The organism is Neorhizobium lilium (genome assembly GCF_004053875.1).
GTDB lineage: Bacteria > Pseudomonadota > Alphaproteobacteria > Rhizobiales > Rhizobiaceae > Neorhizobium > Neorhizobium lilii.
On record NZ_SBIP01000001.1, the window covers coordinates 966552 to 991803 of the forward strand.

General features: G+C 58.6%; 27 protein-coding genes. 9 read left to right on the forward strand and 18 right to left on the reverse strand.

Annotated features, from left to right (window positions below; genetic code table 11):
* Positions 1-57: 57 nt before the first annotated feature.
* A complete protein-coding gene (locus tag EPK99_RS04430; protein WP_164901689.1) occupies positions 58-468 on the forward strand; it encodes a MarR family winged helix-turn-helix transcriptional regulator in 411 nt (136 codons plus the stop codon).
* A 24-nt stretch (positions 469-492) separates the two neighbouring features.
* Here the strand turns inward: EPK99_RS04430 and EPK99_RS04435 are convergent, their stop codons facing one another.
* From EPK99_RS04435 to EPK99_RS04455, 5 genes are all read right to left on the reverse strand, one after another.
* The gene (locus EPK99_RS04435) at positions 493-720 is read right to left on the reverse strand and encodes a type II toxin-antitoxin system RelE/ParE family toxin (protein WP_128441453.1); all 228 of its coding nucleotides are present in this window, start codon (positions 718-720) and stop codon (positions 493-495) included.
* On the reverse strand, positions 717-1025 hold the full coding sequence (locus tag EPK99_RS04440) for a type II toxin-antitoxin system RelB/DinJ family antitoxin (RefSeq protein WP_128441455.1): 309 nt from the start codon (positions 1023-1025) through the stop codon (positions 717-719). Before EPK99_RS04440 ends, EPK99_RS04435 begins: the two co-directional genes overlap by 4 nt.
* 258 nt (positions 1026-1283) lie before the next feature.
* On the reverse strand, positions 1284-2711 hold the full coding sequence (locus tag EPK99_RS04445; RefSeq protein WP_245455646.1) for an NAD-dependent succinate-semialdehyde dehydrogenase: 1428 nt from the start codon (positions 2709-2711) through the stop codon (positions 1284-1286).
* Between the two features lie 146 nt (positions 2712-2857).
* The gene (locus EPK99_RS04450; protein ID WP_128441461.1) at positions 2858-3235 is read right to left on the reverse strand and encodes a tautomerase family protein; all 378 of its coding nucleotides are present in this window, start codon (positions 3233-3235) and stop codon (positions 2858-2860) included.
* A gap of 96 nt (positions 3236-3331) precedes the next feature.
* A complete protein-coding gene (locus EPK99_RS04455) occupies positions 3332-4027 on the reverse strand; it encodes a glutathione S-transferase family protein (protein WP_128441463.1) in 696 nt (231 codons plus the stop codon).
* Positions 4028-4168: 141 nt separating this feature from the next.
* On the opposite strand from EPK99_RS04455, the gene EPK99_RS04460 reads away from it, so the two are divergent.
* Positions 4169-4729 (forward strand): TetR/AcrR family transcriptional regulator, encoded by a 561-nt coding sequence (locus tag EPK99_RS04460; protein ID WP_128441465.1) that lies wholly within the window; start codon positions 4169-4171, stop codon positions 4727-4729.
* Between the two features lie 651 nt (positions 4730-5380).
* On the opposite strand, the gene EPK99_RS04465 is transcribed toward EPK99_RS04460, so the two are convergent.
* The 3 genes from EPK99_RS04465 to EPK99_RS04475 form a co-directional block, all read right to left on the reverse strand.
* Entirely contained in the window at positions 5381-6139 is a 759-nt protein-coding gene (locus tag EPK99_RS04465) for an alpha/beta fold hydrolase (RefSeq protein ID WP_128441467.1), read from the reverse strand.
* Positions 6140-6334: 195 nt separating this feature from the next.
* Positions 6335-7171, reverse strand: coding sequence for an alpha/beta fold hydrolase (locus EPK99_RS04470; RefSeq protein ID WP_128441469.1), 837 nt, complete (start codon positions 7169-7171; stop codon positions 6335-6337).
* A gap of 69 nt (positions 7172-7240) precedes the next feature.
* A complete protein-coding gene (locus tag EPK99_RS04475) occupies positions 7241-7939 on the reverse strand; it encodes a type 1 glutamine amidotransferase domain-containing protein (RefSeq protein WP_128441471.1) in 699 nt (232 codons plus the stop codon).
* Positions 7940-8085: 146 nt separating this feature from the next.
* On the opposite strand from EPK99_RS04475, the gene EPK99_RS04480 reads away from it, so the two are divergent.
* Positions 8086-8991 (forward strand): LysR family transcriptional regulator, encoded by a 906-nt coding sequence (locus tag EPK99_RS04480; protein WP_128441473.1) that lies wholly within the window; start codon positions 8086-8088, stop codon positions 8989-8991.
* Between the two features lie 188 nt (positions 8992-9179).
* On the opposite strand, the gene EPK99_RS04485 is transcribed toward EPK99_RS04480, so the two are convergent.
* The gene (locus tag EPK99_RS04485) at positions 9180-9551 is read right to left on the reverse strand and encodes a winged helix-turn-helix transcriptional regulator (protein WP_128441475.1); all 372 of its coding nucleotides are present in this window, start codon (positions 9549-9551) and stop codon (positions 9180-9182) included.
* A gap of 131 nt (positions 9552-9682) precedes the next feature.
* Here EPK99_RS04485 and EPK99_RS04490 point away from each other — a divergent pair, with 131 nt between their 5' ends.
* Positions 9683-10558: an alpha/beta fold hydrolase gene (locus tag EPK99_RS04490; protein WP_128441477.1), complete on the forward strand. Its 876-nt coding sequence runs from the start codon at positions 9683-9685 to the stop codon at positions 10556-10558.
* 11 nt (positions 10559-10569) lie between these two features.
* On the opposite strand, the gene EPK99_RS04495 is transcribed toward EPK99_RS04490, so the two are convergent.
* From EPK99_RS04495 to EPK99_RS04505, 3 genes are all read right to left on the reverse strand, one after another.
* Positions 10570-10974 carry an alpha/beta fold hydrolase gene (locus EPK99_RS04495; RefSeq protein WP_245455648.1) on the reverse strand — a complete coding sequence of 135 codons (405 nt, stop codon included), beginning with the start codon at positions 10972-10974 and terminating at the stop codon, positions 10570-10572.
* 186 nt (positions 10975-11160) lie between these two features.
* Complete coding sequence (locus EPK99_RS04500) at positions 11161-11460, reverse strand: hypothetical protein (RefSeq protein ID WP_128441480.1); 300 nt, start codon at positions 11458-11460, stop codon at positions 11161-11163.
* Positions 11461-11710: 250 nt separating this feature from the next.
* Complete coding sequence (locus tag EPK99_RS04505) at positions 11711-12340, reverse strand: TetR/AcrR family transcriptional regulator (RefSeq protein ID WP_128441482.1); 630 nt, start codon at positions 12338-12340, stop codon at positions 11711-11713.
* A 184-nt stretch (positions 12341-12524) separates the two neighbouring features.
* Between EPK99_RS04505 and EPK99_RS04510 the strand changes: the two genes are divergently transcribed.
* The 4 genes from EPK99_RS04510 to EPK99_RS04525 all read left to right on the forward strand — a co-directional run bounded on the left by EPK99_RS04510 (position 12525) and on the right by EPK99_RS04525 (position 17510).
* Positions 12525-15695, forward strand: a complete 3171-nt coding sequence (locus tag EPK99_RS04510) for a bifunctional cytochrome P450/NADPH--P450 reductase (protein WP_128441484.1) — start codon at positions 12525-12527, stop codon at positions 15693-15695.
* A 163-nt stretch (positions 15696-15858) separates the two neighbouring features.
* The gene (locus tag EPK99_RS04515) at positions 15859-16821 is read left to right on the forward strand and encodes an alpha/beta hydrolase (protein WP_164901690.1); all 963 of its coding nucleotides are present in this window, start codon (positions 15859-15861) and stop codon (positions 16819-16821) included.
* Positions 16822-16825: 4 nt separating this feature from the next.
* Positions 16826-17206, forward strand: coding sequence for a hypothetical protein (locus tag EPK99_RS04520; protein WP_128441488.1), 381 nt, complete (start codon positions 16826-16828; stop codon positions 17204-17206).
* Between the two features lie 13 nt (positions 17207-17219).
* The gene (locus EPK99_RS04525; protein ID WP_245455736.1) at positions 17220-17510 is read left to right on the forward strand and encodes a DUF2147 domain-containing protein; all 291 of its coding nucleotides are present in this window, start codon (positions 17220-17222) and stop codon (positions 17508-17510) included.
* Positions 17511-17532: 22 nt separating this feature from the next.
* Here EPK99_RS04525 and EPK99_RS25220 read toward each other — a convergent pair whose 3' ends face one another.
* From EPK99_RS25220 to EPK99_RS04550, 5 genes are all read right to left on the reverse strand, one after another.
* The gene (locus EPK99_RS25220) at positions 17533-17925 is read right to left on the reverse strand and encodes a hypothetical protein (RefSeq protein WP_164901715.1); all 393 of its coding nucleotides are present in this window, start codon (positions 17923-17925) and stop codon (positions 17533-17535) included.
* Positions 17926-18047: 122 nt separating this feature from the next.
* Complete coding sequence (gene lepB, locus EPK99_RS04535; RefSeq protein WP_164901691.1) at positions 18048-18872, reverse strand: signal peptidase I; 825 nt, start codon at positions 18870-18872, stop codon at positions 18048-18050.
* Positions 18873-19155: 283 nt separating this feature from the next.
* On the reverse strand, positions 19156-21132 hold the full coding sequence (locus EPK99_RS25620; RefSeq protein ID WP_128441496.1) for a DNA/RNA non-specific endonuclease: 1977 nt from the start codon (positions 21130-21132) through the stop codon (positions 19156-19158).
* Positions 21133-21236: 104 nt separating this feature from the next.
* Positions 21237-22064 carry a S1/P1 nuclease gene (locus EPK99_RS04545; protein WP_128441498.1) on the reverse strand — a complete coding sequence of 276 codons (828 nt, stop codon included), beginning with the start codon at positions 22062-22064 and terminating at the stop codon, positions 21237-21239.
* A 357-nt stretch (positions 22065-22421) separates the two neighbouring features.
* Positions 22422-23384, reverse strand: a complete 963-nt coding sequence (locus tag EPK99_RS04550; RefSeq protein ID WP_205909044.1) for a LysR family transcriptional regulator — start codon at positions 23382-23384, stop codon at positions 22422-22424.
* Positions 23385-23648: 264 nt separating this feature from the next.
* Between EPK99_RS04550 and EPK99_RS04555 the strand changes: the two genes are divergently transcribed.
* Positions 23649-24290 carry a hydrolase gene (locus tag EPK99_RS04555; RefSeq protein WP_128441500.1) on the forward strand — a complete coding sequence of 214 codons (642 nt, stop codon included), beginning with the start codon at positions 23649-23651 and terminating at the stop codon, positions 24288-24290.
* Here the strand turns inward: EPK99_RS04555 and EPK99_RS25625 are convergent.
* Complete coding sequence (locus tag EPK99_RS25625) at positions 24287-25234, reverse strand: hypothetical protein (protein WP_245455650.1); 948 nt, start codon at positions 25232-25234, stop codon at positions 24287-24289. The two genes, EPK99_RS04555 and EPK99_RS25625, sit on opposite strands and share 4 nt — an antisense overlap.
* Positions 25235-25252: the final 18 nt, after the last annotated feature.

A 25252-nucleotide genomic window follows, 5' to 3' on the forward strand; every position in this document is an offset into this window, starting at 1 on the left:
GTCCACTATAATGATCAAAGAAACGGCGGGACTGAAACGATGACCCACGCAAAGCTGTTGGCAGATCTCGGCGGCGAGATCAGCGCGCTGCTGGTGGCGTCTCGTGCTTTGTCAGCCGCATCTGCCGCACGTTTCCACCCTTCTGTTCAGCCCGCAGCCTATCAACTGGCGGTGGCGATTTCGGCCAAGGGTTCGGCAAAGGCGGGGCAACTGGCGGAACTGCTCGACATGGACAAGAGCGCCATCAGCCGGCTGGCAAAATCCCTGTGCGAATACGGACTGGCGCAATCCTCACCCGACCCCGTTGACAAACGGAGCACGATCTACAGCCTGACGAATGAGGGACGAGAGCGGTTGAAAGCATCAAACACCGCCAAAGCGGGCGCCTTTTTCGGGCGCTTAGAGGGATGGAGCGAAGACGAACTCGCTCAATTCATAAGCCTGCTCAGGAAATTCAATCGCGGCTAGGCCAGGCGACCTGAAGGGGGCCGATTATTGCGTCACAGCATAAGCTGCGACGTATGGAGTACCGTTGATCACCAGTTCGCGCGTCCCGGCGATTCTGCCGACACGGCCGCTCGCCGGAAAATCAATTAAACGACGAGCAGCCGTGACGATCCGTTCGTCGACCATGACGGCAGCTGAGGGATTGTCAGCCTCGATAAAGGTGAAGATCGCGTCTCGATCTGATAAAGCATACGCTGACCAAATAAGCTTCACGATTTACGCGTCGCTGCTTTAAGGCGCGCCGCCGCTCGCCGTTTTTCGAAATGAGCCTCAACTTCAGCATCCGGCGCGTCCGGTCGCGTGTCATTCAGCGCTTCAAGGACCTTGCCGCGAAACCAAGTATCGTGAGCTTCGCTACCTGATATAAGTTCGAGCGGTAATGCTCCCTCGTTCGCCGTCCGGGTGAGTAGGATACGAACTGCGTCCGACACTGTAAGGCCCATGCTTTCAAGCACCGCTGAGGCGCGATCTCGAACATCAGCATCAATGCGAGTTTGAACGAGCGCGTTCGAAGCCATAGTTATCTCCAACTGAAAGAGCAGTTGTAATACATATGAATTACGACGTCTATAGAAGATTTCCGTGTACGCCACACCGCTGCGTTCTTCGCCTTGAAGGGAATCGAACCACCGGCGCGTTCACTGGAGATTGATGCTGTTCTGTGGTGGAGGGCATTGCGTGCAATAATTCAGCCAAAGCTTGGAAGCATTTCGCTACCTACACGTGATGGGTGGTCCGTTTTGAGATCAGATTGCGCCCAAAACGGACCGAATGCGTCAAAGCCCGCCCAGGCTCAGATACTTGATGTGGAGATAGTCCTCGATCCCATGAGATGAACCCTCACGGCCGATACCGCTGTCCTTTACCCCGCCAAACGGGGCTTCCGGTGTCGTGATCACTCCGGCGTTGATACCGATCATACCGCTCTCGATTGCGCGGGCAACGCGGAAAGTACGTGCCAAGTCACGCGTGAAGAAGTAGGCGGCAAGGCCAAACTCGGTAGCGTTAGCCGCGTCTATGCCCTCCTGTTCGTGCCTGAACCGGAATAGCGCTGCGACAGGGCCAAATGTCTCCTCATGCGCAATCAGCATGTCGGGGGTGACATCGGCGATCACCGTTGGCTCAAAGAACGTTGCACCCAACGCGTGCCGCTGGCCGCCGGTAAGAATACGTCCACCCCTGGCCTTGGCGTCCTCGACATGCGCTTCAACTTTTTTGACGGCCGCGTGGTTGATGAGCGGCCCTTGCTCAACGCCTGCCTCAAAGCCGTTGCCGACCTTCATCTGCTTGACGCGCTCAGTCAGTCTCCGGGCAAACTCGTCATAGATACCGTCTTGCACATAGAAACGGTTGGTGCAGACGCAGGTTTGGCCACTGTTGCGGAACTTGCCGGCGATAGCCTGTTCGACGGCCAGATCGAGATCCGCATCGTCGAAGACGATAGTCGGTGCATTGCCGCCCAGTTCCATCGACAGCTTCTTCATGGTGTCTGCCGATTGCCTATAAAGCAATTTGCCGACGCGCGTGGAGCCGGTGAAGGTGATCTTGCGTACTTTTGCGTTGCTGGTGAGTTCACCGCCGACTGCTGCGCCATCACCAGTCACAACATTGACCACACCTGCAGGCACGCCAGCCTCTTCTGCCAGGATTCCATAGAGCAAGCCGCAGAACGGCGTGAACTCGGAGGGCTTGATGACGATGGTGCAGCCCGCAGCCAGCGCCGGCGCCACCTTGCGAGAGAGCATCGAGAAGGGGAAATTCCACGGCGAGATCGCACCGACGACACCGACCGGCTCGCGGGTCACCAAAATCTGGCGATCCTTCCAAGGGGACGGCACGATCTCGCCGTTGATGCGCCGCGCTTCTTCGGCAAACCACTGGATATAGTCCGCACCCAGCTTCATTTCTGCGCGGGCTTCGGCCAGCGGCTTGCCCTGCTCTAGAGTGAGCATGGTGGCAAACGTGTCGAGGTTGTCGTAGACGATCTGCGCCATTTGATGCAGTCGCGCGGCGCGCTCGGCCGCCGTTGTTTGCGACCAGCTGACGAACGCGGACTGCGCTGCGTCGATGGCTCTGCGGGTTTCGGCCGCACCGACCCATGGAACATCGCCGATCCAAATCTCGGTCGCCGGATTTTCCACGGCGTAAGTCCTGCCATCGTCGGCGCCGACCCATTCACCGGCGATATAGTTGGCTTCCTTCATCCAGCCATCCGCTTTGAGTTGTTCGATTGACATTGTCATTGGTTTGCCTTTTCCCAGGTCTGATGGATTGATCTATCTCAAGTGTTCACGCGGAGAAATCGCTTCCCGTGACGATCGCTTTTTTGTGCAATCGGCACGCCAAGTCGTCAGTTCCAGGGATCGCCGTTACCAAAGGACCAGTCGGAGCGATCGACATAGACCATGTTGATCATGATGTCGTCGGGACGGACGGAGAGCTCTTCCTTCAGTTCATCGGCGATGAAGCGGAAGAAAGCGAGTTTCGAAGGCTTGTCGTTGCCGACCGTGCTGGTCACCTGGATCAGCAGGAAGTCCGGCGAGCGCTCGAATCCGAGGAAGTTCGGATCGTAGATGAGATTGTCGGCGGTATGCTCGCCGACGACGATGAAGCGATCGCCGTCCGGAGCTTTCAGAACATCGACGATGCCGCGGTAAACGATGTCGGCAACGGCAGCGCGGTATTCCGGGGTCTTTCCTTTGATCAGATCGATACGTGCGAAGGGCATGGTGGTCTCCTTTGATTGAGGTTGAAGTGCAAGCTGCGAGATTGATGGCTTAAGGTTTCAGGGGGGCGGCCACGGAGTTGCCGGTTGCGCCGACGACTAGCGCTCGTCGATTTCGGTCACGCCGCTGTTGCGGTCGGCATAGGCGGACTGGAAGGATGGGCGCGCTTGCCAGCGCTTCCAATAGGCATCGATATGCTCGAAGCGCTCGTCGAGCGGCGTTGCGTTGATGGGGAATTTCGAGAAGGCGATGGCAACCGCCATGGTCATGTCCGAGAAGGTCGGCGCCTCGCCGCCGAGCATCCATTCCCGGCCGTCGGCCAGATGCTGGTTGACCAGGCTGGCATGCGCCAGGGCCTCCTTGCGGCAATGCTCACCCCAGGCGTGATTGGTGGTCAGTTCGAGCTTTGGGCCGAGGCCCTGGTGGAGAACGTGGAAGGCGGTGACAATGCGGTAGAGGATGTGAACCCAGATGCGGTTGCCCCACATGGTGTCCAGCCCCTGCTCCAGCGCCGTCTCGCCCATAATCTTGCGGCCAGGCATCGACTGATCGAGGTAGCGGGCAATCGCATCGGTCTCGGCAATGTAGGTGCCGTCGGAAAGCTTCAGGGTCGGCGTCTCGCCCCAGGGGTTCATCTTGACATGCTTCCATTGGCGCTGCTCGCCGACCGGGCTCATGTTGTAGACCTGTTCCTCAAACTGGTCCGCGATGCCCTTCTCATGCATGAAAAGGCGGAGGCGCTGCGGGTTTGGGAAGGCGGAAGGCGAGGTGAAGAGGTGAAATTTGTCAGACATTTCGAAGTTCCCTTTGTTGGCATTCATCTACCTGACGTCAGGTAGTTGATGGTCGATACCTACGCCTTGCAATTTCCCCTGTCAACGGCTATCTGTCGTCAGGTAGATAAAATATTTGGGCAACGAAAGCAGGAGAGGACGATGACGGCGGATACCAAGGATCGGATCATGGAGGCGGCACGGCTGACCGTGCAGGATCTCGGCTATGGCGGCCTCAGCTTTCGCGAGCTTGCAAAGGATGTCGGCATCAAGAGCGCCAGCATTCACTATTACTTCGCGACCAAGGGCGAACTGGGTGCGGCTCTCGCCAATCGCTATACGGCGCATTACGGGGCTGTTCTCGAGGATATGCTGACGCAGGGGCTCGACGTCGAGACATGCATGGCGCGCTACACCGAGGTCTTCGCCGACACCTTGCGTGCCGACAACCGCCTGTGCCTTGCCGGAATGCTGGGCGCCGAGCGCAACCAGCTGCCTGAAGAAGTCCAGGCCGAGGTCGTAGAATATGGCATCATGAACGAACGATGGCTGGCCCGTGTCCTGGCCATGCGCAATCCAGACAGACACGAGGAAAACGAGCGTCAGGCACGGGCGATTTATGCCGCGGTGCAGGGCGCGCAGTTGATCGCCCATACCAGAAACGATGTATCCGTCTATGAGGAGATAATTGCCACCTATCGAGCAAATCATCTCATTCCGTGAGTTTCTGCAGCTTCCGTGCTGGCGATTGGCCCTACCCTATTGATCGGCTGACGCAGCGCCAGTTTGTGCGTGGACTGACGTTGGGCGCCGTGAAGTAACCACACGAATTCCGAACTGAGCCTCTTGCAAACACAAAGGGTGGTCGCCTCCAAGGACGCAATCGGCCGAAGAAGCAAGATGGGTCATCTCATCGGGGACGCTTGACGGAGTTGCAACTCCTTCGCAATCGGAGTTAATCCCTGCCTGAGATTAAGCGGTAGGCGCTTGAGTCAGGCTGCCCTCACCACGGTTGAACCGTTTGCCCTCCAAACATCACCTGCGTCGGAAGGTTAAAGATGAAGTAAGGATTGAATACGGGCGGTGCGCGGATCTAATCCATCCGTGCCCGTTGATCGGATGTCAGTGTAATCTCAAGCGACGCGACATTCTGCGTAAGCTGCTCTGCCCGCTGGCACCTACAAGAACGGTGTCGATGCCGGGACGCTGTATCGTCCTGACCAATGCGACTTACGCCGTCGTTCCCCGCTTTCGACGAGCGATCGGCGAGGATGCCGGATCAAGCTACGCTGGCGCCAAGGTATCGTTTCTAAAGCGACGGACCGGAGGTCCTTCCTCCGGTCCGTCCTAATGCAGAAGTTCGAATTTGACGAACTACCTTGCGGCCTGAATGATCAACTTGGCGACAACGTCGGGATGAGACAGCATGACGACGTGGCTGGCAGCCACCTCGACGGCAGTCGCCTTGAGACGTTTGACCTGGTCTCGCTGTAGCTGCGGCGGAATGACCTTATCGTCCGTGGATACAACCTCGAATGAAGGCACCGTATGCCAGGCTGCCTGTGTGACGGGCGTTGAGACGGCCTTTACGCCAAACGCACCCTGTGTGGCCGCTATCAATTCACGCTCGCTACGAGGCAAATCCGGCGCGAAATAGTTGAAGATGCCTTCGTCGGTGAATTTCAGATATCCGGCATCATCCTTCACGATGAATGGCCTGCCGGGCGCATCCGGATATGGCTTCTGAGTATCGAGCACCGACTGGCCGACCTCTGGCGCGTAGGCAGCGACATACACCAGCGAATGCACCTTCGGATTGACACCTGCCTGGGTAATGACCGCACCGCCGTAGGAGTGGCCCACCAAGACCACCGGACCTTCAGCATCGGCAATGGCGCGGGTCGTGAAGGCGACGTCATTTTCCAAGGTGTCCAATGGGTTCTGGACTGCGACGACGTTCAATCCCGCCTTCTTCAGGAGGGGAATGACCTTGTTCCACGAGGAACCATCGGCAAAGGCGCCGTGCACGAGAACGACGGTCTTGGCCTTGAAGTCTGCCGCAGCGGCCGGCAGGGCGATGGCTGTGATTGCGACGACGGCGACAGCCGAGATGAGCGAGTTCAGAAGTTTCATTTTCAAGGATCCTTTTTTTGAGAATTTCTGTTGATGGGAGGGTAGGTCGGGCGCGCACTTGTCCCGTCCCGACCAACCGCAGTTGAAATCAGGCGCCAGGCTTTGCGATGAGGGATCAAGCCGCGGACATCGGCTGTCGGGATATGATCAGATTAGCGGGGCCGAAGGCGATTGGCTTCGGCCCCAGCCTTTGGCTCAAGAGCGAACAAAGGCGAGTAGGTCTGCGTTCAGGACGTCGGCGTTGACGGTCAGCATGCCATGCGACAAGCCGGGATAGGTCTTGAGTGTACTGCTCTTCAGAAGCTTGATCGACTTGTGGGCTGAATCTGCGATCGGCACGATCTGGTCGTCTTCACCATGCAGGACAAGAGTCGGTACGGTGATCGCCTTCAAGTCTTCAGTCTGGTCGGTTTCGGAAAAGGCCTTGATACCGTCATAATGCGCCTTGGCACCGCCCATCATGCCTTGGCGCCACCAATTCTGGATCACGCCTTCCTGGGTCTTGGCGCCATCACGGTTGAAGCCGTAGAAAGGGCCGGCTGGAACGTCGCGGAAGAACTGGGCACGGTTGGCAGCAAGTGCCGAACGGAAGCCATCGAACACGTCCATCGGCAGGCCCTCTGGATTGGCAGCAGTCTTCAGCATCAGCGGCGGCACTGCCGAGACGAGGACGGCCTTGGCGACGCGGCCAGACGGCTGGCCATGCTTTGCTACATAGCGGGCCACTTCGCCGCCACCGGTGGAGTGTCCGATATGAACTGCATTCCTGAGATCGAGATGGTCGACGACCGCGAAGGCGTCGGCTGCATAGTGGTCCATGTCGTGACCGTCGGAGACCTGGGCGGATCGGCCGTGGCCGCGACGGTCATGGGCAACGACCCGGTAGCCGTTGGCAAGGAAGAACAGCATCTGCGCGTCCCAATCGTCCGACGAAAGCGGCCATCCGTGGTGGAAGACGATTGGCTGAGCATCCTTCGACCCCCAGTCCTTGTAGAAGATCTCGACGCCGTCCTGTGTGGTGATCGTGCTCATGATAATATTCCTTTCTTCAGCGGTTTTTAAACTGACAGCCGACACCGGCAGCTGTCAGGGAATGCTTGTTCAGGCAGCCTTGACCTGAGCATAGGTCAATGCCGTGACAAGAGCTTCAGCTGCTTCACCGGAGGACGCGGGGTTCTGCCCGGTAATCAACTTACCATCGACGACGGTATGAACGCCCCAATCCTTCACCTTGGAAAACACCGCACCCTGGCCGACAAGCTCATCTTCCACCAGGAACGGCACGACCTTGGTCAAGCCAACACCTTCTTCTTCGGTGTTGGTGAAGCCCGTGACATAGCGACCCTGGACGAACGGCGTGCCGTCGGCATTCTTGACATGGCGCAGAACTCCTGGAGCATGGCAGACCAGCGCAATTGTCTTGCCGGCTGCGACGAAGGATTCAATCAGGCGGATGGAATTCGTGTCCTCAGCCAGATCCCACATCGGGCCATGGCCGCCGGGATAGAAGACCGTGTCATAATCCTTTTGGTCGACGCTATCGAGGCGTACGGTCTGGGCCAGCTGGGCATTGGCGTCAGCGTCGGCCTTGAAACGCGCCGTCAGCTCGGTCTGAAACATTGGCTCGTCGCTCTTGGGGTCGAGCGGCGGCTGTCCACCCTTGGGCGAAGCGAGTGTGATCTCGGCGCCCGCATCCTTGAAGACGTAGTAGGGCGCTGCCAATTCCTCAAGCCAGAAGCCAGTCTTTCGTCCGGTGTTGCCGAGGGTGTCGTGCGAAGTGAGTACCATGAGAATTTTCATCGTCGTGTCCTTTTGTTAGATGCGGCCGGCTGGCCTGAAGTTCGATCAGCCGCGCTGGCCTTTCGATGAGGTGATCATGCCATCCAGACAGGTATTGGAGAAATTTACTTATTGGATTTTAGATATTCACATGACATTACAACTCAATGAAATATGATCTGAATCTCTTGCCTGTTTTCCTGGCCCTCATGAAGGAGCGCAGCGTAACGCGAGCCGCCAACCGGCTTGGCATTACGCAGCCAGCGCTTTCGAACTCATTGAACCGGCTGCGCGACATGTTGAAGGATCCGCTGTTCATCCGCGAGCGATACGGCATCAGACCGACACAACTGGCGGAAGAAATCGCGCCGACTATAGAGGCAGCCCTGGCCCAACTCGACGATCTGATCGTCCATCAGCAAGATTTTGAGCCGGGAAATGCGGAGCGCTTGTTCATGATCGCGCCCAACAGCTATGTCGAACTGGTCCTGATGCCTCCGTTGGTCGCTAGGCTGCGCGAGCTTGCGCCAGGCATTAAGCTTCGCTTGACGCCCTTTGGCAACGATCTTGCTGAGACCGGCGTGATATCTGGAACAACGGCCATGGTGCTTGGAAGGGTTATCGACCCACCTGACAACCTCGTCGTTCAACACCTGATGGACGACGGGCTAGAATGTATCGTACGGCGGGACCATCCACACGTCGCCGATCTCCTCACGCGGGATCTTTATGAGAGCCTGAGACACGTCAATGTTCTTCCGCCTGGGCGAATACGGGCGGGTGTTTTCCAGGCTCTGGGGCAGCAGAATCTCAAGCGCGAGGTTGCCGTTTCCGTCACGCACTTCCTCGCGGTTCCGGAGATGATCGCTGTTACCGACTACTGCGCAACTCTGCCCCGACTGATTTGTCGCTGGCTAGAACGCGACCCCCGGCTCAAGGTGGTACCAGCGCCAGTCGACCTCGGAACGTTCCCGGTCGAAATGGCTTGGCATGTCCGCTATCGTCACGATCCCGCGCATCGCTGGCTCAGAGGCGTGGTGAGCGAGCTCGCCAAGTCTCTAACAACCTTATGAGAACGGCGTAGCCGCCCCCCGCCGCAAGGTGCACCTGTCAGTCAAGCATCCATTCTCACTGATGCGCCAAACGCCGCAAACCGCATGCACGCGACGACCGACCAGCTTCTTCATTGGAAGCTGCAATGACCTTAAGCGGCCCCAGCAAGCAGGTCGGCCGCAGTCGCCCCGCGACCCGGTAGATCACGTTAATCCCCGTGCCGAGCATCATAGTTCCGTCTCGCCACTTCGAGATCGTCCAGATGGTTGATCGACCAGTCGTACACGGCTCCGAACGGAACTTGCAGCGTCTTTCCCAGCGGCGTGATCGAATATTCCACGGCGACCGGGGACGTGGCTAGAACCCGGCGGGCGATCAGGCCGTTGCGCTCGAGCCGTCGTAGCGCTTGCGTCAAAGCCTTGTGCGTGACGCCTTCTAGCCGACGCCTCATCTCGTTGAAGCGAATGGGGCGGTCGCTCAGAAGGGTGAGAATCATGACCGCCCATTTATTGGCAACCTGATCAAAAAACGATCTTGCAGCGCAGTCCGCAAAGAAAACGGGATCGACGTCGGTCGGCACGATATCCTCCAATATACCTACGCACTGTCAAGTGCGTAATTGAACCTAAGTAGCCATCGTATATCTAAGAATCCGACTTGAAAAGCAGTTGGCCGTGCGTGTTGCGCGGCTCTAATGAATGGAGACAGACGATGACTAATACAGATCTTTCACGGCGTAGCCTTTTGGGCTTTGTGGGCGGCGCGATTGCCATGGCGTCCCTGCCGGTCAACGCGATCGCTGCGACGCCGTCGCCTGTTAAGCTTTTTACGACGGAGTCCGGCAAGGGGCGCAACGTGATGCTGCTTCACGGATGGACGGCGGAAGGGGAGGACTGGATTTGGCAGCTTCCGGTGCTGGAGCCGCGCTATCGTACCGTCACCGTCGATTTGCGCGGCCATGGCCGGTCGCCGGTGCCACCGTCCGGGCACTATCTCCCGGGTGATTACGTTGCGGATATCGAGGCGTTGATTGCGGGCAGGTACAAGGGCGAACGGTTCATCTTGATCGGCCATTCGATGGGTGGGCAGATCGCGGCCCGGTTGGCTGCCCGACGCCCTGACCTGATCGAGGCAGTGGTCTCCGTTGACGGATCGCTAGGCTTCTCGGCGGAAACCGTGTCGCTATTTGGCAAAGTTGCCCACGACCTACAAACCGGCGATCCCGCGACTGTCGCTCCGGCATTGTTCGAGAGCGTCTACGACAAGGCTACGCCCGCTGCGCTCCGGCGCTGGCACGCTCGCCGTGTTCAGGGAATGCCGGCCCATGTCGTGCGCGAATCATTTGGCCCGTTGTTCGTTGGACCCGATCAGGTCGGAACGGGTGCGCAGAGCGAGCAGTTCCTGAAAAGTGTGAAAACGCCGTTCTACCACCTTTGTCGTGATCCGGAGCAGGCTCGACGGATGCAGCCGTGGTTTTCTCATTCTGCCTCCAAGGTCGAAGCCTGGGATCATGTCGGACACTGGGTCATGCAGGATCGCCCAGATGACGTGAACGCCGCGATAACGGCATGGATCGATCAGATCTAATCGCGCCTTCATTAAACACCCCGTAAACCGGTCCGCTGTCCCGTCCTACCGAAGGTTGGCGGTGTCGTCGAACTTACTCGGAGAAGCGGGCCTGAGTGCATTCCCTCCCCTCGGACAGGTGCAATGAGACGCAACATAAGGGCGTAGAGAAAGGCGACCCATGCGCCGACGTCGTGCGCCGCAAGGCCGTAGCGTTTGATGCCAAGGTGTGCGACGAGGGCATGGACACGCTCCGCGACGGTTTGCGTATCGTACCCGTCGAGCGGTCGGTCGCTGTCGCCTTGCCCTGGCGGGTCTATCCCGACGACGCGGTGGCGCACCCAACAGGGGCATGACGTACCGCCAGGCGAACCATGACTCGGGAAAGCCAGCGAGGAGGACGATGGTCTGGCCGACGTCTGCGCCGCCGATGACATAGTGAAGTCTGATGCCGTCGACCCGTTCGAAGTGATGTCGAAATCCAGTTGGCGCGGGCGGTAGGTTCAAGTCGTTCAATGTGTCTCCTTCGGGAATAAGGGGGCAGCAACCCACATTCACGCTAACGGATGTCAACGCGGCTGATGGTCGAGAATGGATGGTCAAAGAGACCAAGACGAAATCGGCTAGTCGAGAACTTTCAAAGCTGTTGCCACGAAGACTTCGGCGTTCGCAGTGCAGCTCCCGGTTTTTCCTAGAACGCGCATGCCATACAGGAGAGAAAGCAGCAGCTCGGCGACGGTGTCCGGATCGCTGGCAGATCCAATTGATCCGTCCTGCTGACCCTGCGAAATCAGACGAGCGATTAGCACCCTGCGATTGGAAATCTGCTCGCGCAACACAGCGCCAACATGGGAAAAATGGCCGAGCTCAACAATGCCACCAACGAGCAGGCAACCGAGCTTTCCTTCGTCGCCGCGGCTCAACCGGAGGCCTCGTAGGTAAACCAGGAATTCTGCTAACCGACAACAATTCTGGGTAAGTCTCCTAGCCAGAGATCGGACGTTCAGCCGCTTTCGGTTGTAGTCGCCTTGAACCATATCGAACGTCGACCTCTCCATATTTCGAGCCGGTTATCGCTGGCTTCTCCCAGTTTGTGTTTCCTACAAGCCGAGTCCGTTGCCTTGCACGCGATCTAGGGCAAAGCTTGTGATGTCGGCCTTTGAGGCAGCGGCGCTAGTCAGCGAATGAGCGCTGTGGTGTCGTTGCCGTTTTGGGGCTTGCTCCCTGCAGGAACAGCGTGACAGCCGCCTCGATCAACGTCTTTGCCTCGTCTGCCGTTGGAGGTTTGGCAACCCCAAGGCCCGCGTCGCGCATCGGTTCGGCAAACACCATCGACATCAGCATCCTTGCAGCAAGGACGGGATCATTCAGCGATAACTTTTTCGCTGCTACATAGGCTTGGAGATCACGTGCCAGGGGCTCGATGCCGAACATCGCGATAGCCGCGATATAAAGATTTGCCATTTCAGCAAACCGCGCACCCTCGCTCATGAACAGTCGATAGGAGGTAATGCCCCTTGTGGAAAACGCCAGTTCCGCAAAGGCATGAAGATGGGCTGCGAGCCTTTCTCGAGGAGGCACATCGAGATCAAGAGGGCCGAGACTAACGAGCGTCGGGGCCATACTCGCATTCATGACAGCGTGAAGCAAATCCACCTTGGAATTGAAGTGCTTGTAGACCGTTTTTTTTGATATTCCGGCCGCCGTGGCGATCCTGCCGACATTGGCCTGCTCATAGCCGCGAGCGAGAAACTCGCTCGTTGCCGCTTCGATAAGCCGTGATCTGGCGTCCGTGCCCTCCATCCTATCCTCCAAAAAAACAATCCCCCACTGGAAACCGATGGGTTTCCAGCCTATGTCATTACCCACTGCAGTTAATCGGAACGGGTGATCGGGTCAAACACCGCTCTCCCATCTCCTGTCCGAAGCGCAATGCCAACCATGTCGCAGGCCGACCGCCAAAGCGAACGTCTCGAGGAGCAGCACTATGCCGAAGCTTGAGCCCATACCTCAGCCAAAAGGATTGCCGATCCTCGGTCATGTGACCTCCATCGATCCTGGCGCACCGATCCAGAGCCTGATGCGGCTGGCGCGAGATCTTGGACCGATCTATCGCTTCGAGACCTTCGGGCGAGAAATCATCATCGTCAGCAGCCAGGAACTGACGGCCGAACTTTGTGACGAGAGCCGTTTTCGCAAAGCGTTGCACCCGCCGCTGCGGGAATTGCGGGCGGTCGCGAAGGACGGGTTGTTCACCGCTTATGACGAAGAACCGAACTGGGGAAAGGCGCATCGCCTGCTGATGCCCGCGTTCGGGCCGCTTGGGCTGCGCAATATGTTCGACCGGATGCTCGACGTGGCCGAACAGATGATGGTGCGCTGGGAGCGGTTCGGTGCGGGCGCAGAGATCGATGTCGCCGACAATATGACCCGGCTGACGCTCGATACGATCGCGCTTTGCGCTTTCGATTACCGCTTCAACAGTTTTTACCAGAACGAAATGCACCCATTCGTTGCAGCCATGACCGGCGCGCTGGAGGAAGGGGCCGACCGCTCGCGACTTCCTCAAGGCGCCTCGAAGCTGATGTTGCTGCGCAATCGCCGTTTCGAAGCCGACACGAAGACTTTGCGACAGGTCGCCGATCGCCTGATCGAAGAACGGCTGGGCGATCCGAGGCTTGGAGAGCGCGGCGACCTCCTGGACGTGATGCTGACGGCAAAGGACAAGGAAACAGGGGAAACGCTGAGCCGGGAAAATATTGGCTACCAGATGATCACCTTCCTTGTCGCGGGCCATGAAACGACAAGCGGCCTGCTGAGCTTCGCAAGTTTTCTGCTGCTTAAAAATCCGGAGGTGTTGACCAGGCTTCGCGCCCATGTGGATGGCGTGCTGGGAGGTGACACCCCGACAGTTCAGCACCTCGAGCGACTGAAATACGTCGAACAGGTTCTGATGGAGACGTTGCGGCTCTGGCCGACCGCCCCCGCCTTCGCGGTGCACCCCCTCCAGGACACGACGATCGGTGGCAAATATGCCGTTAAGACCGATGATGTTCTCCTGGTCCTGTCTCCCATCTTGCACCGCGACCGCAAGGTCTGGGACGAGCCGGAGGCGTTTCGCCCGGAGCGCTTTACCCCGGAGAATGCCGAACAGCTGCCACCGCATGCCTGGAAGCCGTTTGGGAATGGGCAAAGAGCCTGCATCGGCCGCGGGTTTGCCATGCAGGAGGCAACGTTAGTGCTGGCGATGATGCTGCAACGCTTCGATATCGAGCTTGTCGACAGGAACTCTCAGCTTGTCGTCGGCGAATCCCTGACGCTGAAGCCGAAAGAACTTCGCATACGGGCGCGGCGCCGGGATATTCCGGCAGGTACGCCAATAAGCCGAGCCCCCATAGCTTCGGCCCGGCCTCTCTCCAGGCCGCAGGCAAACACGTCGATAGATCGCGGGCCGCTGCTTGTTCTTTACGGCAGCAACACCGGAACCTCGGAGTCGTTTGCGCAGAAGCTTGGAAGCGAGGCACAGGCGCGCGGTTACCAGGCGATCGTCGCAACTGCTGATGAATATGCGTCTGGTATTCCAGATGGCGTACCGCTGGTCGTGGTCACGGCGTCTTACGAAGGCCAGCCTCCGGACAATGCAGGGCAATTCCTTGCCTGGGCGGAAGCCCTTCAGCCTGATGCGCTCAAGGGTCGCCCGGTCGCCGTGTTCGGCTGCGGCAATCGTCAATGGGCGCGCACCTGGCAGGCGGTTCCGAAGCGTGTAGAAGCGGCTCTCCTGCAGGCGGGAGCGATATCCATTCTCCCACGAGGCGAAGCCGACGCCGGGGGTGATCTGTTTGGCGCATTTGACGAGTGGATGGGGGCATTCTGGCCGGCTCTTGCCCGGGCTCTTGGTCAGGAAGCTCCGGAAGAAACGACCTCTACTGCAGCTATCGAAGTTGAAATCCGCAAAGGCGAGCGCGAACGGCTGTTGCGGCTGGAGGAACTGCAGCCGGGAACGGTCGTATCCAACACCGAACTCGTCGATATCACCAAGCCCGGGACGCGCTCCAAACGGCATGTGGAAATCAGACTGCCGAAGGGAATGTCGTACCAGACCGGCGATTACCTGGCGGTGCTTGCGCGCAATCCCGCAGACGTCGTGGCACGGGTGCTCCGCAGGTTTGGCTTGAGTGAAGATACCGAGCTCGTCCTGCACGGCTCGCCCGGGGCGTCTTCTTCCCTTCCGCTCGACAAACCGATCACCGCAGGCGAGTTGTTTGCAAACTATGTCGAGTTGCAGCTGCCGGTGACGGAAGCGCAGGTGCGAATGGTGGTGGAGGCCATTTCGTGTCCGCCAGAACGGCGGGAGGCGGAGCGGCTTGCCGATCCTGGCGTCTACAAGGCAGAGCTGCTTGCAAAGCGGGTCAGCCTGCTCGAACTCACCGAGCGCTTCATGTCGGCTGACTTGCCCCTGGGCAAGTTCCTGGCCGCCCTGCCGCCTATGAAGGTTCGCCTTTACTCGATCGCCTCGTCACCACTGGTAGCGCCCGATGTCTGCTCCTTGACGCTCTCCGTTCTCGATGCGCCGGCGTTATCGGGCAACGGTCAGTTCAAGGGCGTTACCTCGACCTTCCTGGCGGAGGCGCAGACGGGCGATCCTGTTACGGTCGCGGTTCGCCCCAGCCAGCGCGGTTTCCGCCCCCCGGAAGATAACTCCGTTCCGATCGTGATGGTGTGTGCCGGAAGTGGCATCGCGCCGTTTCGAGGCTTCCTGCAGGAGCGGGCTGCGCGCAAGGCAGCAGGTGCGCGGACAGGTCCAGCTTTACTCTTCTTCGGCATCCGCGATCCGGAAACGGACTATCTGCACCGACGGGAACTTGAGGCCTGGGAAGAGGATGGCGTGGTGTCCGTCCACCTCGCCTGCTCCGGTTCATCGAAGGCCCAATATGTTCAAGATCGGATCTGGGAGGATCGCAAGCAGGTCGAAGACCTATTCCGGCAGGGTGCGCATGTTTATGTCTGCGGCGACGGCGAGAAGATGGCGCCCGCGGTGCGGGATGCATTCCTCAACATTTATCGTGAGACAACGGGCGCTTCGTCCGAGGAGGCACAGGCATGGGCCGACCGGATAGAGCGCGAGTCCGTGCGGTATGTCGCCGATGTGTTCAGCTGAAATGAGAGACTATCAAGTGCCGGATCAAATCGCTTTTCCGTTTCTCTCATTGCGCCGGGTCGGTTGGGCTTTGCTCGCGCTTGTCTTCCTGGGCGGTTGTGCATCGCGGCCTGATCAACCAGCCATCGAGATTGGCGCGACCAGTCAACCGGTAGGCTCCACGGTGACCGTATTTGCGGCGACGACCCGATCCGTCAAAGAACAGAAAGGCTCCGTCGTCTATACAGCGGACAAGGCATTTGCCCTGAGCTACGCCCGGTTCAGGATTGCGGTTCCCGCGGCCAGCAAAGGCAAGGTCGGTTATAGCCTTTCTGGCTTCTCGGTTCTGGACCGCAAGATATTGACGCGGACGGAGTTTCTCGACCAGGTTCAGACACAGGCCTCGACCCGGAGCTCCATCGGCTTGCCGAGGATCGGTATCTACGTCCACGGTTTCAACAACAATTTTCCGGAGTCACTGTATCGTCTGGCTCAGATGAAGGAGGCGTCCGGTTCCGATGCCGTGCCGATCCTGTTCTCCTGGCCGTCCGAAGGGACTGTTGGCGGATATGGTGCGGACCGGGACTCTGTCACCTATTCGCGCGACTACCTTGCCGACCTTCTGCTTGACGTCACCAAAGGCCGTAGGCGCGGCGACGTGATCCTGCTGGGCCACAGCATGGGAGCGTGGCTGACGGTGGAGGCTGTTCGCCAACTCAAACTCTCCGGCCATGACGAAACGCTTGCTCCTCTTCAGCTGGTTCTGGCAGCTCCCGATATCGACGAGCAAGTCTTCCGGCAGCAGATGAAGGTCATCGGAAAGCTACCGATCGCTCCGGTGATCCTGGTGACGAAGGATGACCGCGCGCTGGATATATCGAGGCTTCTGGCAACGGACAGGCGGCGGCTTGGCTCGCTTTCCGTCGATAGTCCGGTGGTGCGCCAAGAAGCTCTCAAGGAGGGAGTGCAGATTATCGACATCTCCGAACTGACATCGATCGATCCACTCAATCACGACCGGTACCAAGGTCTTGCACCTCTCTTTCAGCAGCTAATGTCGAGGCGGATCGGTGAGAGCAAACTGAAGCAGCCGGGCTCGTTCGAACTGGCGCGTGGCGCCGCCATCGTTCCAGCAGCATCGGAATAGCACCATGGCCGCAGCTACAACCGACCGCTTCCAAGCCAAAGCCCTCGTCGTCGAGTGCCGTTCGGACTACGCGCTCGATTACGAGCTCATGCTGAACGGCTACGGATACGACGTGGTGTTTGCGCCAGGAGCCGCAGCCGCCGGTCTGGCAGTGCTTGAATATCCGGAGATTGCACTCGCTCTCATCGATGCCGATACGGTTGAAACCGCGCGGTGCCTCGATGTCATCGGTGGCATCCGCGCAATCCCGATCGTCGTGATTGCCTCTCCGGAAGTGCTCAATGCGGAAGCAATCCCCTCCAATGTCCGGATATGCCGGAAGCCGATCGTGATCCGCGAGGTCGAGCGCCTGGTGACTGGGATAATCAACGAGAAGGAGACGTAATGTGACTGTTACAATGTTTAAACGAGGACTGGCGGCAGCCATGATGCTTGTTGCGGCCCAGGCTGGAGCGGCCGAGCCGATCGAAGGCAATTGGAGAACAGCCAACGGCGACACTGCCCAGATCGCCAAATGTGGACGCGGTTTCTGCGTGACGTTGAAGACGGGCAAACATGCCGGCAAGCAGGTCGGATCGCTGTCGATAGTGAACGGTGAATATACCGGCAGGATCACCGATCTGGACAGTGACAGGACCTATAGCGGTAGTAGCACCGCAGCAATACATGTTTTCGTTGCACACCGCTGATAGGCCATGTCGAGTATGAAGATTATTCGATCAACGCGCCTCGCCAATATTCGGTGAGCGCTTCGTAAAGCTCTTCCTTGAATTCCGGCTGCAAATCCGCGAAATCCGGCGACGAAATTGGCTTTGTGTCAGGGCCGAGCGCCTGCCATAGCCCGCAAGTCAGCGCATAGCTGCGTGTCAGCAGCTGGATGCCCCGGCCTTCTGTCAACCCAAGAGCTTCCTCCAAAAGACGCCCTCCATGAGCCAGCCTTTTCATGAAGAACTCCTTTAAGTCCATCAATGCGCTTTCTTCAAGGTTGCGCTCGAGCATCGATCTCTGCGCGTCCAGCCGAAGCAGCTCGCGATGGTCACTGATATAGGCGGAATAGGTAGACAGAAACGCTACGGTCTTCCCCTCTTTCGTGGGACAACGAATGCTCCCTGAATTTTACGGCAGTTGAACATGCTCGTTCGGTATCCGCAGCCGGTTCGTCACACGCGGTAGCGATTTCTGCTGAAGCGTGCGTCGTCGGCCCGGTGGGCGCCGGACAGTTCGATTCAGTCGACGGCAAGCCCGATACGCGCCTTATCCTTCGATACGATAATGGTCACAATCCGCCCTGAGACGCTTTGCATCGGGACAAACCCGTTCTTCCCCATCTGTTCCGGAAACCGGCTGTCGGCGGAGTTGTGACGGTTGTCCCCTAGGACAAAGTAATGGCCCTCCGGCACCTCGAATGGACCCGCGTTGTCCATGCCGGCGGACGAAGGGGCATCGCTCATTCCAATCCGGTAGCGCCGCCCGCCGGGCGCGGTTTCCTCAAACACCTTCACATTCTTGTCGAAGCTGTCCTTGAATGCGCCATCGATCCGCGCCTGCGCAAGCGCATCGCCGTTGATGAACACAACGCCGTCACGCAGTTCGACGGTTTCGCCGGGAAGGCCGATCAGGCGCTTGACGTAGGTCGTCGGTGTGTCGGAATAATTTGGCACGGTTTCGAATGTGATGATGTCGCCTCGCTCCGGGGTCTCGCCTTCGGCATAGCGCCTCTGGACAACCATTTCGCGTTCGAGCAACGTCGGCGCCATCGATGTCGACGGTTGCACGAACACACGGAGGCCGCAAAAATCCCGGCGAAGGCGTTCCGGGTTGCAATCGCTTGGTGCGACTGAGGCAAGACCGGCCGCGGCCTTTTCGGCCAGAATAGCCAACTGCTTCGGATCGCTCTCCCAGACACCGCTTTGCGCCAGATACAGCGGATAGGCGGGCTGGATAAAGGCCGTGAACTCCCGCACCCTCTCCGACGGCACTTCTGCGTCTACGGACATCGGCACCGCCAGGACGGCTGCCAACGAAATCGCGTAGCTCCGAAACTGCACCATCGCCGATCTCCCTCGTCTTGACGCGAAATAATCTATGACGGCAATGCATAAGGTGGATGACATGATTCATCTCCAGCAAAGGGCACGTTTGCACCCATCCGAAAGATATCTCACGAGCTGTGGGGCGGTCGCCAACTCTCAAACAAGCACATTTTGTTTTCGCAGTAGGCGATCACGTTAGAATGTCGTTGAGGTCGCGAGCATTTTGCCCCTCGGAGACATGTAATAGCCGAGGTTTTGTTGTTCCGCCACGCACAGGCTTAGCAGCGGCCTGGCATACACTTCAAAGGATAATGTCGCGGGGGGAGCGCAAGATCTGTGCGCGCCGCGTCGATTCGAGCGCGTTTAAGGCGTCAAAATCCCGGAGCATGCGGAAGTTGAGACCTGTCTCCTGTTCGACAGTCGCGATCGTCGTTTGAAGATTGTTGGACTGGAGATCTGCCAGGCTGTTCTGCCGAAGGTTCGTGAACACCTTCGCTTCGTAGAGCGCCTGGATCAGCTTTATCTGGCCGAGGATAAACGCAGTCGCTGCAAATTCACCGCTTGCCTTTTCGACGACAACTACCTTCCAGAACGACACCGGGATTCGCCAGGGGCCGCCCGGCCGCTTATGCCCGTATTCCGGGTCGTCGCCGCGATAGATCGGGCCGGCAAACACGGTCATCCGCCTCTCCTTGGACTGGGCCCGGTCCAGCACGTAGTCCTCGACGTCGAGCCATTGGCCGGCGTTAAAACCTTGGACTTGCGGCGCTGCGTTTGTATAGTGAAATGTGTGTTCGTCAGCGATGCGCGCATCCTCGACGCTGTCACCCCAACAAGGATCGAAGCGACGGACAAGATGACCGCGGCTGAACTGCACGGGATCCTTGCCAAGCTTCTTCTCGTAAAAGTTTGCGGCCGACTGGAAAGCCTCGTCCATTCTGGCATCGACCCGGAAGCTTCCCTCCCGCTCACCGGGATGTTTGAGCGAATCCCCCCGAACGTTAACGGCGGTCAGGATCGGAAATTTCCGTTCGCGGTGCACCACCGTCGAGAAATGCAGATAGTCGAGCTGATGGCCCTGCCCGCTCTTGAGAGGCGCCGCGCTCTCTTTTTGCTCCCCAAGGATGTCGTCGATATTGATCGGAAGGCTGGGTAAAAAGTCCGGTTCGTAGCCAAGTTGGAACCTCGTTCCCCATTGTGTCCATTTCGACGCCTTGTGAGGCGCGGCATCCTTCTCGCTCAGTGCGTCGAATGTTCCCGGCGCAACGTCAGCCGGCCGAAGAGGCTCGACCCCGAGGCCCTGTTCGATGCGAGCCAGCGCTTCACCCGCGTCCACGTCCATGAAGCGATGGCGTTGCAGCAGAGAGGAGATCGCGCTGATACGCACCCCTTCATTGGCAAGCCACTCGGGCTCGAGACCCTGGTCGAGCTTCTTGCGGTTGTCGCCGCCCGGCTTGGGAACAGCCTTATGATGGATCGCGACGACCTGCCACTGGTCATTGAGAACGGGAGCCCCGGAAGATCCGGGCTCTGTATCGGTCGTATAGTGGATGAAGTGCTGAACGTCATCGTCCTCGTCGGAGGGTAACTCCACGATCTGACACGCCCTAACAGCCATCTGTTTCGGTTGACCACCCGGATGTTGGATGAGCGTGACCCATTCCCCCTCAAGGCCCTTTCCTGACAGCGGCAATAGGGGGAGAAACCCGAAACGTGTAAGAGGCACGCCACCGACCGAAAACGGCACAACCCCCACCAGCGTAATGTCATTCTTGATGTCGGTAAAAAATACGTCGCTTGGCGCCAAGTTGAACTGGACGGGCGGCGCCAACACACCCTCTTCGTCATGTTCGTAGCCAAACTCTGCCTCTGCTTGTGCAGCGTCAGCGCGAGAACTCAACACGTGATTGTTGGTCGCAAGGATCCGCGGGCCGACCAGGAAGCCTGACCCAAACCATTCTCCGCCAGCGGTCGGGACCCTTATGCGACAAACTGCGCGGCCGGCCGCAAGGCCCCGGCTGAGGAAGTTGATCGATACGAGATCACTGAGTCCGATCACCCGTTCGAAAGCGTTGGGATCGCTGCCGTCGTCGCTCAAGAGCGCGCGCCGTATCGGCGCTCGACTCTGGTCTTGCTCAGCGAGGCCTGCAGGCCGAACAGCTCGCATGTCTTGAAGCGATTTCTCGATGCGTTTCCCGAGAGCGTCATCCTGCTCGACAATCACGTCCTTGCGAAGTAACTTCGCGGTCTGCGATAAACGACTGCCAACCACTGCCATGACTTCCCCCGTCCGTCGAGGGTTTGAGAATAAACCAATCGAGACGGGCCCTCTCCCGCCCCTCGGCCCAGCAATTGCAGTCAGCCCCCTGTCGGGGTCGGGCCTCACGGACACGTAGCGGCGACGAAGGCGTCATCCAGCACTTTTGCCAGCCGGATGCCACCCTCGCCCAACTTCCGATCAAGGAGATCGAGATGATCCTGCCGGTACTTGTCGTCCAGCACGCGATTTGCCGGTAGCGACTGGATGAGTTGAATGGCCTCCTTGTGTGACTCTTCTGCCCAGGCAACAGGCGTGCCTGAAGCGATTGCGACCGCGTCGTCGGTCTTCAGCCAGCCGCTCTCCAAGCGGTCCACGTAGCCGCCCCACGACCAAGTTGTCTTCTGAATGAGGGCTGCGTCCCATGCGGAGTGAAGACTGGTGTTGAACGGGGCATTCCCGTTGATACCCTGCCTGGTCACGATCGTCACGTCGATCTCGTTGCCACCCCGCGCGTCTTCGATCGCATGTAGCGGCTGGTGAAGATCGCCAACGAAATGAATAAGGAATTTGAGGGCGCGCACCCGGTCAGCGGCGGGCAAGCCCCCGCAGGCAACGATCTTTTTCGCGCGCTCAATCGCCGCGATGATACAATCACCAAACACCGCGTCTGCTTTGCAGTCCCGGGAAGCATCGTACGTCGTCGTCGCTGAAGGAATACCCACGAAGTGCCAGTTGGTCGTGGTTTTGTCCCTGGCGCGTTCGTCGTCTGCCCAACTCGCGACGGCGGCGAGCGACCAGCCTTGTCCAAGGAGCGAGGAAATGCCTACCTGGGTCGTTGCGCTCACCCGATGTTGTGCCACCTCTCCGACGATCGAATGGCCCTCCTCTCCCCAAGCCGATGCCGATGTACTTGCCCCAACGACCATCACCGCTGCCAAAACAATCCGCATTTATCCACCCCCCAGCCTTCCTCAATTCCCGCAGTAATTGCAACAAATCTAGTTTGGGAACGCAACAGAATTATTTCGAGCGGATACAAGCCCTTTATCAGTGCGAAAGTATGCCCGGATGGATTTTTCGAAATTTCCGCGCTCCTCTCTGCCTGATCTCGAAATCGGAGGTCTTGAGCGGATGTGAACCGACGACCCGATTTTTCACGCCGGCGCGATAGCAACGGTATGAAACTGCAGTACATCATAGGCATCGTACAACTTCCAGTACCATATCCGGTCGAGGCTATTAGGGTCGCGTTCACCTGTCTTTGGAAAATTGCCGCCTTCCTTTTGACGAATCGGATGAGGCGTCGTCTAGGTCAACAACTCGTCCGCTGTCCCGTCGCCGAGTAGCCTTCGGTCCCAAGGCGGCTCGCCACGGAATTTATCAACCAGGAAGTCGATAAATGCGCGTGCACGCGCGCTTTGATGGCGCGTTGATGGATGTACCGCGTACATCGCGATCGGCGGTCGCATGTGTTTTGCAAGAATGATCGAAAGCGCTCCCCTCCGAACAGCGTCGTGAACGATGAAGGTCGGCAGCATCGCCACTCCAAGACCCGCAATGGCCGCTTCCCGGACAGCATCCCCGTTCGCGAAGTCGAGCCGTGTTTTCACATTCGGCACCACATCATTCGCGAATTTCCAATATGAAGCTTCCTCACGGTTGGAGTAAACGATTCCAGGAAAGCGGGACAGGTCGTCGGGTTTCTGCGGCTTTCCAAAATGCTCAAGCAACGCTGGGCTGGCGACGCACGCGTGCCGAATGATCACAAGCCGACGAGCAATCATTGACGAATCCGGTAACTGGGCAATCCGGATTGCGAGATCAAAACCATCCCGAACCAAATCGACCATTCGGTCGTCAGTGTCGATCGATAGCGAGACATCGGGATGGCGTTCCAGAAACTGTCCTACCGCCGGGGCCAGGCAGTGCACTGCAAATGAGACCGGGGCGGCGACACGGATGCTCCCTTTCAGTTCACCGCTCGCGCTCGATGCAGCTTCCTCGGCTTCTTCGAGCGCCGCTAAAAGCGCCATTGCCCGTTCGTGCAACGCGCGGCCTGCTTCGGTGAGTTGGATCCGGCGTGTCGTACGATCGAACAGCCTAGCCCCTAGCCTGTCTTCAAGGTCGCGGATCCGTCGGCTAACCGCTGATTTTGCTATGCCGAGACGCTTCGCCCCTGCACTAAACCCGCCTTCTGAGACAACCGTAACCAACGCCTGCAAGGCTTCAAACCGATCGGACATGGTCTCATTGTGAGCGAAAAATGTCATCTCATCAAGTTCTCGTTTGGAGAACAAATTGTGCTTGGAAGAGTAGCTTTTCGAGAACACCGAAAGGGGTAGTCTGGCCGAAGTTCTAGCGATGGAAGTGAGTATGATGGCAACCAAGACCGACCGGTTGATCAGTGTGCGTCCGCGTTCGTTCTCCGGGACTGGCCATCAGCAAACTCTCTTACCGTGACCCGCGCTTCCATGGCTTGTGGTCAGTCGTCCATCTCGAACTGAATGCTCAACCAACCAAGAAAGAGACCATCCATGACAAGCGAAACAATCCGCAATCCCCTAACCGATCATCTCATCACGCCAGAGAATTCGGCTCTCCTCATCATCGATTACCAGCCTGTCCAGGTCTCGTCGATCCGATCAATGGACCGTGATGAACTCGTCTTCAACATCACCGGCGTTGCAAAGGCAGCGGTCAACTATGGCGTGCCTGTCATACATTCAACTGTGAACGTTGCCAACGGCCTAAACAAGCCGCCGATCCAGCAGCTGCAGGATGTCCTCGGTGACCTCAAGGTCTACGACCGGACCACCGTCAACGCTTGGGAAGACGTCGAATTTAAACAAGCAGTCAAGGCACTCGGGCGTCGAAAGCTTATCATCACCGCACTTTGGACGGAAGTGTGCTTGGCTTTCCCCGCTCTTGACGCCCTGCGGGAAGGCTATGAGGTCTACGTTCCTGTTGACGCGGTAGGCGGAACGTCCGTCGCTGCCCACGAGGCTGGCCTCCGTCGGATCGAGCAAGCTGGCGGCAATATGACCAGCCGCGTCCAGTTGTACTGCGAATTCCAGCGGGATTGGGCTCGCAAAGCAACCGTCCCAGGTTTCATGGACGTCTTCGAAAGCTTCGATGGGTTCAACCCTGAGAAAGCCGCAGCTATCGCGTCGGCCTAAGGCCAGTTGAAACGTCTTGTGGGCGGATAAGGCTCGATATCAGCCGACCAGTACTGCTTGGCAATGTTCTGGCTGTTGCGGATCACGTGGTAGGCGATCTTCGGATCGCCTCCTTCGAATGTGTCGGGATCGGCGCCGCAGATCAGGCAATACATCCTCTGATGAATGACGCTGGCGCCGAGCCCTCCTCTCCCATGACTCTCAATTCCGCCGCGGTCTGCGCCGTGGCGGCCTCCAGCGACAAGGCGACTGCATCGGCGAGCGTCTTGTCCGCCCTGATGATGATCTCCGAGATCCGTCGCTCTGTCGGCGTGGGTGCCGGGCAATTCTCTGTCACATGTCACTCCCGCGATCGATTGATGGTCGGGCTCTGCCGCCCCCTGTTCCCTTGTCCGGGTCAGAAGCGACACATAGTCCTTCGCGCTGCTGATAAAGAGCGCATCCGTTTCCGAAACGATCCCGAGCTTTGCCGCTCGCGCGTCGATCGCCGCCTCCAGCCGCTCGACGAATTGCGGATCGGATAGCCGCGCCTGATCCGCCAGGGCCTGCACGACCAGCGTCAGCGAATAATGTTGCGCGGAGCGGATAAGCTCGCGACGCTCGCGCCTGTCCCTGTAGAGATCCTCGCTCCGCTCCCTCTTTCTCCGCATGGTCTTGCGGTCTACGCCTTCCCTTTCCCAGTGGCGCGCCACGTTGCGCCCCGCATAGAGGATCTTCCAGGCGATTTGCGGATCGCCGCCCGCAGCCGTCGCGGGGTCAGCACCGCAGAGGCGCAGAAACGGATGGCGCATGACGCCATCGGCGAAATAGTCCTGCCGGGAGCGGGTGTCATCGGCACCCTGAAGATGATGACCGGCAGTTAGTGCCGCATGTTCGATCGCATCATCGACAGCCGCCATCAGGATCCTGTCCGCATCCCGCAGCGGATTGCTTTCGTCAACCATATCATTCTCCCTTGCCGC